At 70.9% G+C, this 13,177-nt stretch carries 9 protein-coding genes; 2 read left to right on the top strand and 7 right to left on the bottom strand.

Features of this window, described 5'->3' with window-relative positions; translation table 11 throughout:
* Positions 1–65 precede the first annotated feature (65 nt).
* From OG242_RS06735 to OG242_RS06750, 4 genes are all read right to left on the bottom strand, one after another.
* Complete coding sequence (locus OG242_RS06735; RefSeq protein WP_405897268.1) at positions 66–1,610, bottom strand: DEAD/DEAH box helicase; 1,545 nt, start codon at positions 1,608–1,610, stop codon at positions 66–68.
* An 84-nt stretch (positions 1,611–1,694) separates the two neighbouring features.
* Positions 1,695–1,898 carry a cold-shock protein gene (locus OG242_RS06740; RefSeq protein WP_405897269.1) on the bottom strand — a complete coding sequence of 68 codons (204 nt, stop codon included), beginning with the start codon at positions 1,896–1,898 and terminating at the stop codon, positions 1,695–1,697.
* Between the two features lie 207 nt (positions 1,899–2,105).
* Positions 2,106–2,717 (bottom strand): TetR family transcriptional regulator, encoded by a 612-nt coding sequence (locus tag OG242_RS06745; RefSeq protein WP_405897270.1) that lies wholly within the window; start codon positions 2,715–2,717, stop codon positions 2,106–2,108.
* Between the two features lie 27 nt (positions 2,718–2,744).
* Positions 2,745–3,251, bottom strand: a complete 507-nt coding sequence (locus tag OG242_RS06750; protein WP_405897271.1) for a pyridoxamine 5'-phosphate oxidase family protein — start codon at positions 3,249–3,251, stop codon at positions 2,745–2,747.
* Between the two features lie 176 nt (positions 3,252–3,427).
* Here OG242_RS06750 and OG242_RS06755 point away from each other — a divergent pair, with 176 nt between their 5' ends.
* Together OG242_RS06755 and OG242_RS06760 are read left to right on the top strand one after the other, a co-directional pair.
* Entirely contained in the window at positions 3,428–4,351 is a 924-nt protein-coding gene (locus OG242_RS06755; RefSeq protein WP_405897272.1) for a rhomboid family intramembrane serine protease, read from the top strand.
* A 38-nt stretch (positions 4,352–4,389) separates the two neighbouring features.
* Entirely contained in the window at positions 4,390–5,610 is a 1,221-nt protein-coding gene (locus tag OG242_RS06760; RefSeq protein WP_405897273.1) for an SLC13 family permease, read from the top strand.
* Between the two features lie 133 nt (positions 5,611–5,743).
* On the opposite strand, the gene OG242_RS06765 is transcribed toward OG242_RS06760, so the two are convergent.
* The 3 genes from OG242_RS06765 to OG242_RS06775 all read right to left on the bottom strand — a co-directional run bounded on the left by OG242_RS06765 (position 5,744) and on the right by OG242_RS06775 (position 12,912).
* A complete protein-coding gene (locus tag OG242_RS06765) occupies positions 5,744–7,204 on the bottom strand; it encodes a glutamate synthase subunit beta (RefSeq protein ID WP_405897274.1) in 1,461 nt (486 codons plus the stop codon).
* Positions 7,197–11,765: a glutamate synthase large subunit gene (gltB, locus tag OG242_RS06770; RefSeq protein WP_405897275.1), complete on the bottom strand. Its 4,569-nt coding sequence runs from the start codon at positions 11,763–11,765 to the stop codon at positions 7,197–7,199. The genes OG242_RS06765 and gltB overlap by 8 nt, the downstream gene beginning before the upstream one ends.
* A gap of 412 nt (positions 11,766–12,177) precedes the next feature.
* Entirely contained in the window at positions 12,178–12,912 is a 735-nt protein-coding gene (locus OG242_RS06775) for a VIT1/CCC1 transporter family protein (RefSeq protein WP_405897276.1), read from the bottom strand.
* Positions 12,913–13,177: the final 265 nt, after the last annotated feature.

Below are 13,177 nucleotides of genomic sequence, written 5' to 3' on the forward strand. Positions count from 1 at the left end.
CCCCCGGACCCCCGCTCCTCAATCGCCGGAGGGGCTTGGTTGCCTCCCCTCCGGCGCGTGAGGTTCTACGCGGCGCGGCGGCTGCGCGACGGGGCCGAGCTCCTGCCGGTGCGGGGTGCGGCACCCCGGGTGGTGCCTGCCGTGCTCGACGCGGTTCCGCGGCCGCGGCCTCGGCTGCCCGAGCGGGTGGCGGATCCGGCCGGCCGTGTGCGCGGCTTGGGCTGGGTCGGCTGCGGGACCTCTATGACGACCGCGACGCCGGACGGTTCGCGGGCGCCGGTGATGCGGGTGAGTTCCTCGTCGCTGGACTTGATGCGGGTGGTGCGGGGTGTGATGCCCGCGTCCTGCATCAGGCGGGTCATGTCCCGCTTCTCGTCGGGCAGCACCAGTGTGACGACGCTGCCGGACTCCCCGGCGCGGGCGGTGCGCCCGCCGCGGTGGAGGTAGTCCTTGTGGTCGGTCGGCGGGTCCACGTTGACGACGAGGTCGAGGTCGTCGACGTGGATGCCGCGCGCCGCGACGTTGGTCGCGACGAGGGCGGTGACCTGGCCGTTCTTGAACTGGTCCAGGGTCCGGTTGCGCTGCGGCTGCGAGCGTCCGCCGTGCAGCGCGGCGGCGCGCACCCCGCTGGCGAGGAGCCGCTTGGCGAAGCGGTCGGCGGCGCGCTTGGTGTCGACGAACATGATCACGCGGCCCTCGCGGGCGGCGATCCTGGTGGCGACGGCCTTCTTGTCGGTCTCGTCGAGCACGTGGAGGACGTGGTGCTCCATGGTGGTGACCGCGCCGGCGGACGGGTCGACGGAGTGCACGACGGGGTCGGTCAGGAACATCTTGACCAGGCGGTCGATGTTCTTGTCCAGGGTCGCGGAGAACAGCATCCGCTGGCCGTCCGGCTCGACCTGCTTGAGCAGGGCGGTGACCTGGGGCATGAAGCCCATGTCGGCCATCTGGTCGGCCTCGTCCAGGACGGTGATCGCGACCTGGCCCAGGTGGCAGTCGCCGCGCTCGATGAGGTCCTTGAGCCGGCCGGGGGTCGCGACGAGCACCTCGGCGCCGCGCCGCAGGGTGGCGGACTGCCGGGTGATCGACATGCCGCCGACGACGGTGGCCAGGCGCAGGTTGACCGCGGTGGCGTACGGGGTCAGCGCGTCGGTGACCTGCTGGGCGAGCTCGCGGGTCGGGACGAGGACGAGGGCCAGGGGTCCCTTCGGCTCTGCGCGGCGGCCGGCGGTGCGGGCCAGGAGCGCGAGGCCGAAGGCGAGGGTCTTGCCGGAGCCGGTGCGGCCCCGGCCGAGGATGTCGCGGCCGGCCAGCGAGTTGGGCAGGGTGGCGCCCTGGATCGGGAACGGCTCGGTCACGCCCTGCGCGGCAAGGGTCTTCAGCAGGGCTGCGGGCATGTCCAGCTCGGCGAACGCCTCGACGGCGGGCAGTGCGGGGGTGATGGTTTCGGGCAGCGCGAATTCGCCCTGCGGCGGCGTGGCCCTGCGGCGGGGCGACGCCTTTCCGGATCCCTTGCCGGAACCCTGCGCGGTTGCCTTGGGCCGGTCCGTGCCGCGTCCCCTCGACGGGCGGTTGCGGGCGGGACGGTCCTGACGTTCGGAGCGGGTCATATGGTGATTGTCCTCCTGGGACAGCACGAGCCGGGGCCCGCACCTCACGGTGCGGGCCCCGGCTGCGAGGTACGCGTCCGGCGCTTAGACGGGGACGATGTTCTCCGCCTGCGGGCCCTTCTGGCCCTGCGTGACGTCGAAGCTGACCTTCTGGCCCTCGACGAGCTCACGGAAGCCGGAGGCGTTGATGTTCGAGTAGTGGGCGAAGACGTCGGCGCCGCCGCCGTCCTGCTCGATGAAGCCGAAGCCCTTTTCGGAGTTGAACCACTTCACGGTTCCAGTAGCCATGTCATTCCCCTAAGGAGGTGCAGTGCCGGAAATTCGCACTTTACGAATTCCAAGTCGCCGCATTGAGCCCCATCCGGAGAAAGCCGGAAAACAATAAAGCGCCTGACGAAGCATTCCCGTCAGGCGCACATAATGTTCATGGGTACCAAAACTGCAACGGGCCCAACGGTAGCACGACTCGCCGCCGTGTGCCGGAGGCGGGGCGGGTCAGTTCGTCACAGCGATGCCGTCCAGGACCATCGACAGGTACTGGCGGGCGATCTCCTCGGGGCTGCGCCGTCCGCCCGGCCGGTACCAGGACGCGGCGACCCAGACCGTGTCGCGGACGAACCGGTAGGTGAGGCGGATGTCCAGGTCGGCCCGGAAGGTGCCGTCGGCGACGCCGCGCTCCAGGGTGCCGAGCCACGCCTTCTCGAACTTCTCCCGGGAGTCGTCCAGGTACTGGAAGCGGGGCTGGGCGGCCAGGTGCCGGGCCTCCTTGAGGTAGATGGCGACGGCGTCCCGGTGCCGGTCGATGTCCCGGAAGGACGCGCCGACCAGGGCCTCGATGGTCTCCCGGGGGCCGAGACCGGCCGCCAGGACGGCGTCGTACCCCTCCCACAGCTCGTTCAGGAAGGTGGCGAGGATCTCGTCGATCATCGATTCCTTGGAATCGAAGTGGTAGTAGAGGCTGCCCGCGAGCATTCCGGCCGCGTCCGCGATCCTGCGCACGGTCGTGGCGTTGTATCCCTGGGCGGCGAAGACCTCGGCGGCGGTGGCGAGCAGTTCGGCACGGCGCTCGGGTGCGGGGGTCGCCCGGGGCTTCTTCTTGGTAGGCACCCGCCCATTGTCCGCCCGCCGCCGCTCTCAGCGGTCCTCGGAGACCGTCCCCTCCTCGTTGCCCCTGCGGAGGGTGCGCAGCGGGCGGCCGGGGCGCCAGGTGCTGATGACGATGGTGTCGCCGCCCTCCAGGCCGACCCGCACGACCTCGGTGGGTTCGACGCGGAACAGGTGGAAGGGTTCGGGCGGGGTGCGCTCGTCGATGAAGCGGGCGAGCACGGCGGGGTCGGTGACCTCGACCGCGCGTCCGGAGACGCGGACGTCCCCGTCGGCCATGTCGGAGCCGGGTCCGGGGTTGGCGTGCACGGCGAAGCGGGGGTCGCGGCGCAGGTCGAGGGCCTTGCGGGAGTTCGGCATCATGCCGAGGTGCGGCTCGTCCTGCCAGAAGTCGACCTCCAGGCCGGTGAGCCGGGGTGATCCGTCCTTGCGGAGGGTGGCGAGGACGTGGTGCTCGTACTGCGCGAACCGGCGGCGCACGGTGTCGGCGAAGCCGGGTTCGGCGGTGCGGAAGTCTGTCCAGGAACTCGTGGTCATGGCCCCATGGAACTCGGGAATCCCGTCATCTTCTGTCCGGTTTCCCGCCGGTCCGTCGTGCCCCACCCGTTCGGGTGCGCGGAGCCCGGGTCGGGGCCGTCGTCGCGCGTTCGCTATCTTGATCGCCGCCGTCCCCCCACCGGCCCCTGATTCCCGTACAGACGAAGGAGCCGGCCATGGAGGCCGCCGCCAGCACGTGCTACCGCCATCCCTCGTACGAGACGTATGTGAGCTGCGTCCGCTGCGAGCGCTTCATCTGCCCCTCCTGCATGCGGGAGGCGGCGGTCGGCCATCAGTGCGTGGAGTGCGTGAAGGAGGGGCAGCGGTCGGTGCGCCGGCCCCGGACGGTGTTCGGCGGGACGGTCGCGCGGAGCGCGGTGCCGGTCGTCACGTACACGCTGATAGGTCTCAACGTCCTTGCGTACGTGGTGGAGCTGATACGTCCGGGGGTCGTCGACAGGTTCGCGATGACGGGGGCCGGGCTGACCGACGCGGAGGGCGGGCGGTACGGCTACGTCGAGGGCGGCTACCCCGGGTTCGACGTGGTCGGGGTGGTGGACGGCGAGTGGTACCGGCTGCTGACCGGGGCCTTCCTCCATCTGCAGCCGGAAGGCACGTCGTTCGGGGCGCTGCCCTTCGGGGTGCTGCACATCGTGTTCAACATGTACGCCCTGTGGAATCTCGGCCGGGTCGTCGAGGAGCAGCTGGGCCGGGTCCGTTTCCTCGCCCTGTATCTGCTGGCCGCGCTGGGCGGTTCGGTGCTGGTGTACCTGGTCGCGCCGTCCGACCAGGTGGTGGGCGCGTCGGGGGCGGTGTTCGGGCTCGCGGCCGCGTTCTACGTCATCAGCCGGCGCCTGGGCCGGGACATGCAGGCGGTCAACAGCTTCCTGGCCGGGTTCCTGGTGTGGATGCTGATCTCGGCGGCCTTCACCTCGTGGGAGGCGCACCTGGGCGGGCTGCTCACCGGGGCGGCGGTGACCGTCGTGTACGCGTACGCCCCCGCCGGGCGGCGTACGGCGGTGCAGGCGGCGGGCTGTGTGGTGCTGGCGGCGGTGCTGGTGCTGCTGGTGGTCCTGAAGACGTCGGCGCTGACCGGCTGAGCGGGGCCGGGCGTTCCGGGGTCTGACACGATGAGCGCATGCGGAACGATCATCCCTCGCCGCTCCCGCGTGCTCTGGTGCGGCGGTTGCATCCCCTGGACCGGCTGGCCGGGGGGCTGCTCCTGCTCGGGGTGATCGCCGTGGCGACCGGGCTGCTGCCCGCCGGGCCCGCGCAGGAGCAGTTGCGGCGCATCGGGCCCCTGCTGGCGTTCCTGGCCACCGTGATCGTGCTGGCGGAGCTGGCGGGCCGGGCCCAGGTCTTCGACGTGGTCGCGGCGTGGGTGGCACGGGCGGGGCGGGGGCGGTATCCGCTGCTGTTCGGGCTGTGCGTGGCGTTCGCCTCGCTGACCACGATCACCCTGAACCTGGACACCACGGCCGTGCTGCTGACTCCGGTGATGCTGGCGCTGGCCGGGCGGGTGGGCATCGCGGCGGTGCCGCTGGCGATGACGACGGTGTGGCTGGCCAACACGGCGAGCCTGCTGCTGCCCGTATCGAATCTGACCAATCTGCTGGCGGCGGACCGGGTGGCGCTGTCGCCGGCCGGGCTGGCCGCCGTGATGTGGCTGCCGCAGCTGGCCGCGATCGGGATGACGGCGCTGTGCCTGTGGGTGTTCTACTGGCGCCGGGGCCGGCGGGGCGCCGACACGTACACCCCGCCGCCGGTGCCGTCGCCCGGGGACCGGGTGCTGCTGGTTGTCTGCTCGGTGGCGTGTGCCGGGTTCCTGCTGGCGATCCTGGTGGTGGATGTGCCGCTGTGGTCCGCCTCGCTGGTGGCGATGGTGGTCGTGGTGGCGGCGTACGCGGTGCGGCGCCGCGAGGAGCTGCGGCTCTCGCTGGTCCCGTGGCGGCTGCTGGTCCTGGTACCGGGGATGTTCCTGGTGGTGGAGACGGTGAACGCGCACGGGCTGCACGAGGTGCTGGTGCGGGCGCTCGGCTCGGACGACGGTCTGGCGGGCATGCTGCGCACGGCGGGGGTGGGCGCCGGGCTCGCCAACGTACTGAACAATCTTCCGGCGTACGTGGCGGGCGAGGCGGTCGTTCCCGCGGACAACCACCATCAGCTGCTGGCGTTGCTGATCGGGGTGAACGCGGGCTCGCTGGTCACGCCGTGGGGGTCGTTGGCGACGCTGCTGTGGTTCGAGCGGTGCCGGTTCCAGGGGACGAGCATCGGCGTACGGCGCTTCGCGCTGACGGGTCTGGTGCTCGCGGTGACGGCGACGGCCGCCGCGACCTGTGCGCTGGCCCTGACCGTCTGAGGCCCTGACCGCCCGAGCCGGGCCGCACCCGGCCCCGGACGCGCCACGGCGCCTGCCGAATCGTCCGGTCGGGGACGGGCAGGCGCCGCGTTCAGTTCCGCACGCCGTTGTGCGGGACGTCTCATGTGCCGTATCAGACCATCAGGGAACGGTCCGTCGGGCGGATCGGGGCCGGCAGGGCGCTGGCTCCGGTCAGGAAGCGGTCCACGCCGCGTGCCGCGGAGCGGCCCTCGGCGATGGCCCACACGATGAGGGACTGGCCGCGGCCCGCGTCACCGGCGACGAAGACTCCGTCGACGTTGGTCGCGTAGTCCGCGTCACGGGCGACGTTGCCGCGCTCGTCGAGCTCCAGACCGAACTGCTGGACCAGACCGTTGGCCTGGTCGGTGCCGGTGAAGCCCATCGCGAGCGTGACCAGCTGCGCGGGGATGACCCGCTCGGTGCCGGGCTTCTGCTCCAGCTTACCGTCCTTGAACTCCACCTCGACCAGGTGGAGGGCCTGGACGTTGCCGTCCTCGTCGCCCTCGAAGTGGGTCGTCGAGACGGCGTAGACCCGCTCGCCGCCCTCCTCGTGCGCGGAGGTGACCTTGTAGAGCATGGGGAAGGTCGGCCAGGGCTGGTTGGCGTTCCGCTCCTCGCCCGGCTTCGGCATGATCTCCAGCTGGGTGACCGACAGGGCGCCCTGGCGGTGCGCGGTGCCGACGCAGTCGGCGCCGGTGTCGCCGCCGCCGATGACGACGACGTGCTTGCCCTCGGCGGTGATCGGGGAGACCGTCAGGTCGCCCTCCTGCACCTTGTTGGCGAGCGGGAGGTACTCCATCGCGAAGTGCACGCCGTTCAGCTCGCGGCCCGGGACGGGCAGGTCGCGGGAGACGGTGGCGCCGGCGGCGATGACCACGGCGTCGTAGCGGCGGCGCAGCTTCGCGGCGTCGATGTCCCGGCCGATCTCGGTCTCGGTGCGGAACTTGGTGCCCTCCGCGCGCATCTGCTCGATGCGGCGGTTGATGTGCGACTTCTCCATCTTGAACTCGGGGATGCCGTAACGGAGGAGGCCTCCGATGCGGTCCGCGCGCTCGTAGACGGCGACGGTGTGGCCGGCCCGGGTCAGCTGCTGGGCGGCGGCGAGGCCGGCCGGTCCGGAGCCGATGACGGCGACGGTCTTGCCGGAGAGGCGCTCGGGCGGCTGCGGGGTGACGTCGCCGTTGCCCCACGCCTTGTCGATGATCGAGACCTCGACGTTCTTGATGGTGACGGCCGGCTGGTTGATGCCGAGCACGCACGCCGACTCGCAGGGGGCCGGGCACAGCCGCCCGGTGAACTCCGGGAAGTTGTTCGTGGCGTGCAGCCGCTCGGAGGCGGCGGCCCAGTCCTCGCGGTAGGCGTAGTCGTTCCACTCGGGGATGAGGTTTCCGAGCGGGCAGCCGTTGTGGCAGAACGGGATGCCGCAGTCCATGCAGCGGCCGGCCTGCTTGCTGATGATCGGGAGCAGCGAGCCCGGAACGTAGACCTCGTTCCAGTCCTTGACGCGCTCGCCCACCGGGCGGGTCTCGGCGACCTCGCGGCCGGTGGTCAGGAAGCCCTTGGGGTCAGCCATTGGTCGCCGCCTCCATCATCTTCTCGGTGGTCTCCTGCTCGGAGAGACCGGCGAGCTCAGCGGCGTCCTTGGCGGCGAGCACTGCCTTGTAGGTGGACGGGATGATCTTGCTGAAGCGGGAAGCGCCGCCGTTGAAGCTGTCCCACTTGGCGAGGAGCTTCCCGGCGACGGTGGAGCCGGTCTCCTCCTGGTGGCGGCGCACGACGTCGTGCAGCCACTGCTTGTCGCTGTCGGTCAGCTCCTCGATCGCGCCGAGGTTGCCGGCGTTGACGTTGTCGCGGTTGAGGTCGATGACGTACGCGACGCCGCCGGACATGCCGGCCGCGAAGTTGCGCCCGGTCTCGCCGAGCACCACGGCGTGGCCGCCGGTCATGTACTCGCAGCCGTGGTCGCCCACGCCTTCGGAGACGACGGTGGCGCCGGAGTTGCGGACGCAGAAGCGCTCGCCGGTGCGGCCGCGCAGGAACAGTTCGCCGCCGGTGGCGCCGTACGCGATGGTGTTGCCGGCGATGGTGGAGTACTCGGCGAGGTGGTCGGCGCCGCGGTCGGGGCGGACGACGACGCGCCCGCCGGACAGGCCCTTGCCGACGTAGTCGTTGGCGTCGCCCTCCAGGCGCAGCGTGACACCGCTGGGCAGGAAGGCGCCGAAGGACTGGCCCGCGGAGCCGGTGAAGGTGATGTCGATGGTGTCCTGGGGCAGGCCCGCACCGCCGAACTTCTTCGTGACCTCGTGGCCGAGCATGGTGCCGACGGTCCGGTTGATGTTGCGGATCGCGATCTGCGCGCGGACCGGCTGGGCGGCCTCGGGGCTGTCGGCCTTGAGGGCGTCGGCGGCGAGCTTGATCAGCTCGTTGTCGAGGGCCCTGTCCAGGCCGTGGTCCTGGTCGGTGTTCCGGTACCGGACCGCGCCTTCGGGCAGTTCGGGGACGTAGAACAGCGGGGCGAGGTCGAGGCCCTGCGCCTTCCAGTGGGTGACGGCCCGGTCGGTGTCGAGCAGTTCGGCGTGGCCGACGGCCTCCTCGATCGTGCGGAAGCCGAGCTCGGCGAGGAGCTCGCGGACCTCCTGCGCGATGAACTCGAAGAAGTTGACGACGTACTCGGCCTTGCCGGAGAAGCGGTCGCGCAGGACCGGGTTCTGGGTGGCGATGCCGACGGGGCAGGTGTCGAGGTGGCAGACGCGCATCATGACGCAGCCGGAGACGACGAGCGGCGCGGTCGCGAAACCGAACTCCTCGGCGCCGAGCAGCGCGGCGATGACGACGTCGCGGCCGGTCTTGAGCTGGCCGTCGGTCTGCACGACGATGCGGTCGCGCAGGCCGTTGAGCAGCAGGGTCTGCTGGGTCTCGGCGAGGCCGAGCTCCCAGGGGCCGCCCGCGTGCTTGAGGCTCGTGAGCGGGGAGGCGCCCGTGCCGCCGTCGTGGCCGGAGATGAGGACGACGTCCGCGTGGGCCTTGGAGACACCGGCGGCGACCGTGCCGACGCCGACCTCGGAGACCAGCTTCACGTGGATGCGGGCGGCCGGGTTGGCGTTCTTGAGGTCGTGGATCAGCTGAGCCAGGTCCTCGATGGAGTAGATGTCGTGGTGCGGCGGCGGGGAGATGAGGCCGACGCCCGGGGTGGAGTGCCGGGTCTTGGCGACCCACGGGTAGACCTTGTGGCCGGGCAGCTGGCCGCCCTCGCCGGGCTTGGCGCCCTGGGCCATCTTGATCTGGATGTCGTCCGCGTTGACCAGGTACTCGCTGGTGACACCGAAGCGGCCGGAGGCGACCTGCTTGATGGACGAGCGGCGGGCCGGGTCGTAGAGCCGGTCGGCGTCCTCGCCGCCCTCACCGGTGTTGGACTTGCCGCCCAGCTGGTTCATCGCGATGGCGAGGGTCTCATGGGCCTCGCGCGAGATGGAGCCGTAGGACATGGCGCCGGTGGAGAAGCGCTTGACGATCTCCGAGACGGGCTCGACCTCGTCGATGTCGATCGACGGGCGGTCCGACGTGAAGCCGAACAGGCCGCGGAGCGTCATCAGGCGCTCGGACTGCTCGTTCACCCGGTCCGTGTACTTCTTGAAGATGTCGTACCGGCGGTTGCGGGTGGCGTGCTGGAGGCGGAAGACCGTCTCCGGGTCGAACAGGTGCGGCTCGCCCTCGCGGCGCCACTGGTACTCGCCGCCGATCTCCAGCGCGCGGTGCGAGGCGGAGATGCCGGAGGCGGGGTAGCCCTTGGTGTGGCGGGCGGCGACCTCCTTGGCGACGACGTCGAGGCCGGCGCCGCCGATCTTGGTGGCGGTGCCGTTGAAGTAGCGGTCGACGAACGCCTGGTCGAGGCCGACGGCCTCGAAGACCTGGGCGCCGCGGTAGGAGGCGACGGTGGAGATGCCCATCTTGGACATGACCTTCAGGACGCCCTTGCCCAGCGCGTAGATGAGGTTGCGGATCGCGTCCTCGGCCTCGATGCCCTCGATGAAGGTGCCGGCGCGGACCAGGTCCTCGACGGACTCCATGGCCAGGTACGGGTTGACGGCGGCGGCGCCGTAGCCGATCAGCAGGGCGACGTGGTGGACCTCGCGGACGTCACCGGCCTCGACCAGCAGGCCCACCTGGGTGCGCTGCTTGGTGCGGATGAGGTGGTGGTGGACGGCGGAGGTGAGCAGCAGCGAGGGGATCGGCGCGTGCTCGGCGTCGGAGTGCCGGTCGGACAGGACGATCAGACGGGCGCCGTCCTCGATGGCGGCGTCGACCTCGGTGCAGATCTCCTCGATGCGGGCGGCCAGGGCGTCGCCGCCGCCGCTCACCCGGTAGAGGCCGGAGAGCGTGGCGGCCTTCATGCCCGGCATGTCGCCGTCGGCGTTGATGTGTATGAGCTTGGCCAGCTCGTCGTTGTCGATCACCGGGAAGGGCAGGGCGACGCTGCGGCAGGACGCGGCGTTCGGCTCCAGGAGGTTGCCGGAGGGGCCGAGCACGGAGCGCAGCGAGGTGACGAGCTCCTCGCGGATGGCGTCCAGCGGCGGGTTGGTGACCTGTGCGAACAGCTGGGTGAAGTAGTCGAACAGCAGCCGGGGGCGGGCCGAGAGCGCGGCGATCGGCGAGTCGGTGCCCATGGAGCCGAGCGGTTCGCCGCCGGTGCGGGCCATCGGGGCGAGGATGACGCGCAGCTCTTCCTCGGTGTAGCCGAAGGTCTGCTGGCGGCGGGTGACGGAGGCGTGCGTGTGGACGATGTGCTCCCGCTCGGGGAGGTCCTCCAGCTCGATCTCGCCGGTCTCCAGCCACTGCTGGTAGGGGTGCTCGGCGGCGAGGGACGCCTTGATCTCGTCGTCCTCGATGATGCGGTGCTCGGCGGTGTCCACGAGGAACATGCGGCCGGGCTGGAGGCGGCCCTTGCGGACGACCTTGGCGGGGTCGATGTCCAGGACGCCGACCTCGGAGGAGAGGACGACGAGGCCGTCGTCGGTGACCCAGTAGCGGCCGGGGCGCAGGCCGTTGCGGTCGAGGACCGCGCCGACCTGGACGCCGTCGGTGAAGGTGACGCAGGCCGGGCCGTCCCAGGGCTCCATCATCGCGGAGTGGTACTGGTAGAAGGCGCGGCGGGCCGGGTCCATCGAGTCGTGGTTCTCCCACGCCTCGGGGACCATCATCAGCACCGAGTGCGGCAGCGAGCGGCCGCCGAGGTGGAGCAGCTCCAGGACCTCGTCGAAGGAGGCGGAGTCGGAGGCGTCGGGGGTGCAGACGGGGAAGATCCGGTCGATCGGCGCGTCGCCGAAGAGGCCGGAGGCGAGCTGGGACTCGCGGGCCTTCATCCAGTTCCGGTTGCCCTTGACCGTGTTGATCTCGCCGTTGTGCGCGACGAAGCGGTACGGGTGTGCGAGCGGCCAGCTCGGGAAGGTGTTCGTCGAGAAGCGCGAGTGGACCAGGGCGACCGCGGTGGCGAAGCGGGGGTCGGAGAGGTCCGGGAAGAAGGGTTCCAGCTGACCGGTGGTGAGCATGCCCTTGTAGACGATGGTGCGCGCGGAGAGCGACGGGAAGTAGACCCCGGCCTCGCGCTCGGCGCGCTTGCGCAGCACGAACGCCTTGCGGTCCAGGGCGATGCCGGTGCTCTCGCCGTCCGTCACGAAGAGCTGGCGGAACTCGGGCATGGTGGCGCGGGCGCCGTTGCCGAGGATGTCCGGGGTGACCGGGACCTCGCGCCAGCCGAGGACCGTGAGGCCCTCCTCGCCGGCGATCTTCTCCAGGCCGCGGACGGCGCCGGTGGAGTCGTCGGCGGGCAGGAAGGCGATGCCGACGGCGTAGGCGCCGGCGTCGGGGAGGGCGAAGGGGACCTCGGCACGCAGGAAGGTGTCCGGGACCTGGAGCAGGATGCCGGCACCGTCACCGGAGTCGGGCTCCGAGCCGGTGGCGCCGCGGTGTTCGAGGTTGCGGAGCACGGTCAGCGCCTGCTCGACCATCTCGTGGCCGGGCACACCGGTCAGAGTGGCTACGAACCCCACGCCACAGGCGTCGTGCTCGTTGCGGGGGTCGTACATGCCCTGGGGGGCGGGGCGACCGTCCATGGGCGACCAGGCGTCGGTGCGCATCGGCTCTCCCGTCGTCGTCGTGGCATATGCAGTGCCGAGGGACGACGTTGGCCCTCTGCGAAATTTCGTGCAGATTACATGATGAGGCGCTTCTCAAAAAGCGGATGAACCGTTCCAACATGCGGACACCGTGGAGGACGGTGGAGTGGGTCGCTGTCAGAGGATCGGCGCCCGGGAGACGCGGAGAGCAGGCGTCGTTGCCTGCGGTGTCTACGGCTCTTGCCCGGTGGCGGAACAAACGAAACCGCCGGGTTGTGGCTACTTATGTGTAGCCCTGCATAGAGACTCATTTTACGGTGCGCGGAGCGTTCCCGCCCAGTGGCGCGGACCAAGACGTACGTCACACGCGTGGCGTACGCGTAACGGGCCGGTTGCCTGAACCGGCCCGTTACGACGGGGAATGCGGCTCCGGTCAGCCGCCGACGGCCACGCCGAACAGCGCGCCGAGCCCGTACGTGATCGCGGCGGCCGCACCGCCGAGGGTCAGCTGACGCAGTCCGCTGAACCACCAGCTGCGGGCGGTCACCCGGGCCACCACCGCGCCGCAGCCGAACAGCCCGGCCAGGGCCAGCAGCACGGCCGGCCACATCGCGTCCGCGCCGAGCAGGTAGGGCAGTACGGGCAGCAGGGCGCCGAGCGCGAAGGCGCCGAACGAGGAGAAGGCGGCCACCAGCGGCGAGGGCAGGTCGCCCGGGTCGATGCCCAGCTCCTCGCGGGCGTGTATCTCAAGGGCCTGCTCCGGGTCGCGCGAGAGCTGCCGGGCGACCTCGCGGGCGAGCGCGGGCTCGACGCCCCGGGACTCGTAGAGCGCGGCGAGCTCCCGCTCCTCGTCCACCGGGTGTTTGCGCAGCTCGCGCCGCTCGACGTCCAGCTCGGCCTCGACCAGCTCGCGCTGGGAGGCGACGGAGGTGTACTCGCCGGCCGCCATGGAGAAGGCGCCGGCGGCCAGTCCGGCGAGGCCGGTGATGACGATGGTGCGGTGCGAGACGTCGCCGCCGGCGACCCCGGTCATCAGGGCGAGGTTCGAGACGAGCCCGTCCATCGCCCCGAAGACCGCGGGGCGCAGCCAGCCGCCGTTGACGTCACGGTGGGTGTGGTTGTCCCGGTGTGCCTCGTGCAGTACGGCGTCGGTCTCGATGATGGCCACGACTTATCCCTCTCCCCTGCTTCCGGAGACGGACCTCCTGCCCGCCCGTCCCCGCTCGACTCCATCGAAAGTACGCGCGAAAAAACGCTCCTGCCAGCAAGGAAGGCCGTACTTACCACGCTGAGTGATCGGATAGGTACGGCTTCCCTTGCTGTCCGGAAGGTTTCATCCGAGTGGACCTTTTGTCTGCGTAACCGGCCTTCGTCCGGGCTCCGCGTGGAACGGATCCCACAGGGACGAGTACTGGCTCGGTACGAGCGAAGGG

Source organism: Streptomyces sp. NBC_00727 (genome assembly GCF_045161745.1).
In the GTDB taxonomy this organism is placed as follows: Bacteria; Actinomycetota; Actinomycetes; order Streptomycetales; family Streptomycetaceae; genus Streptomyces.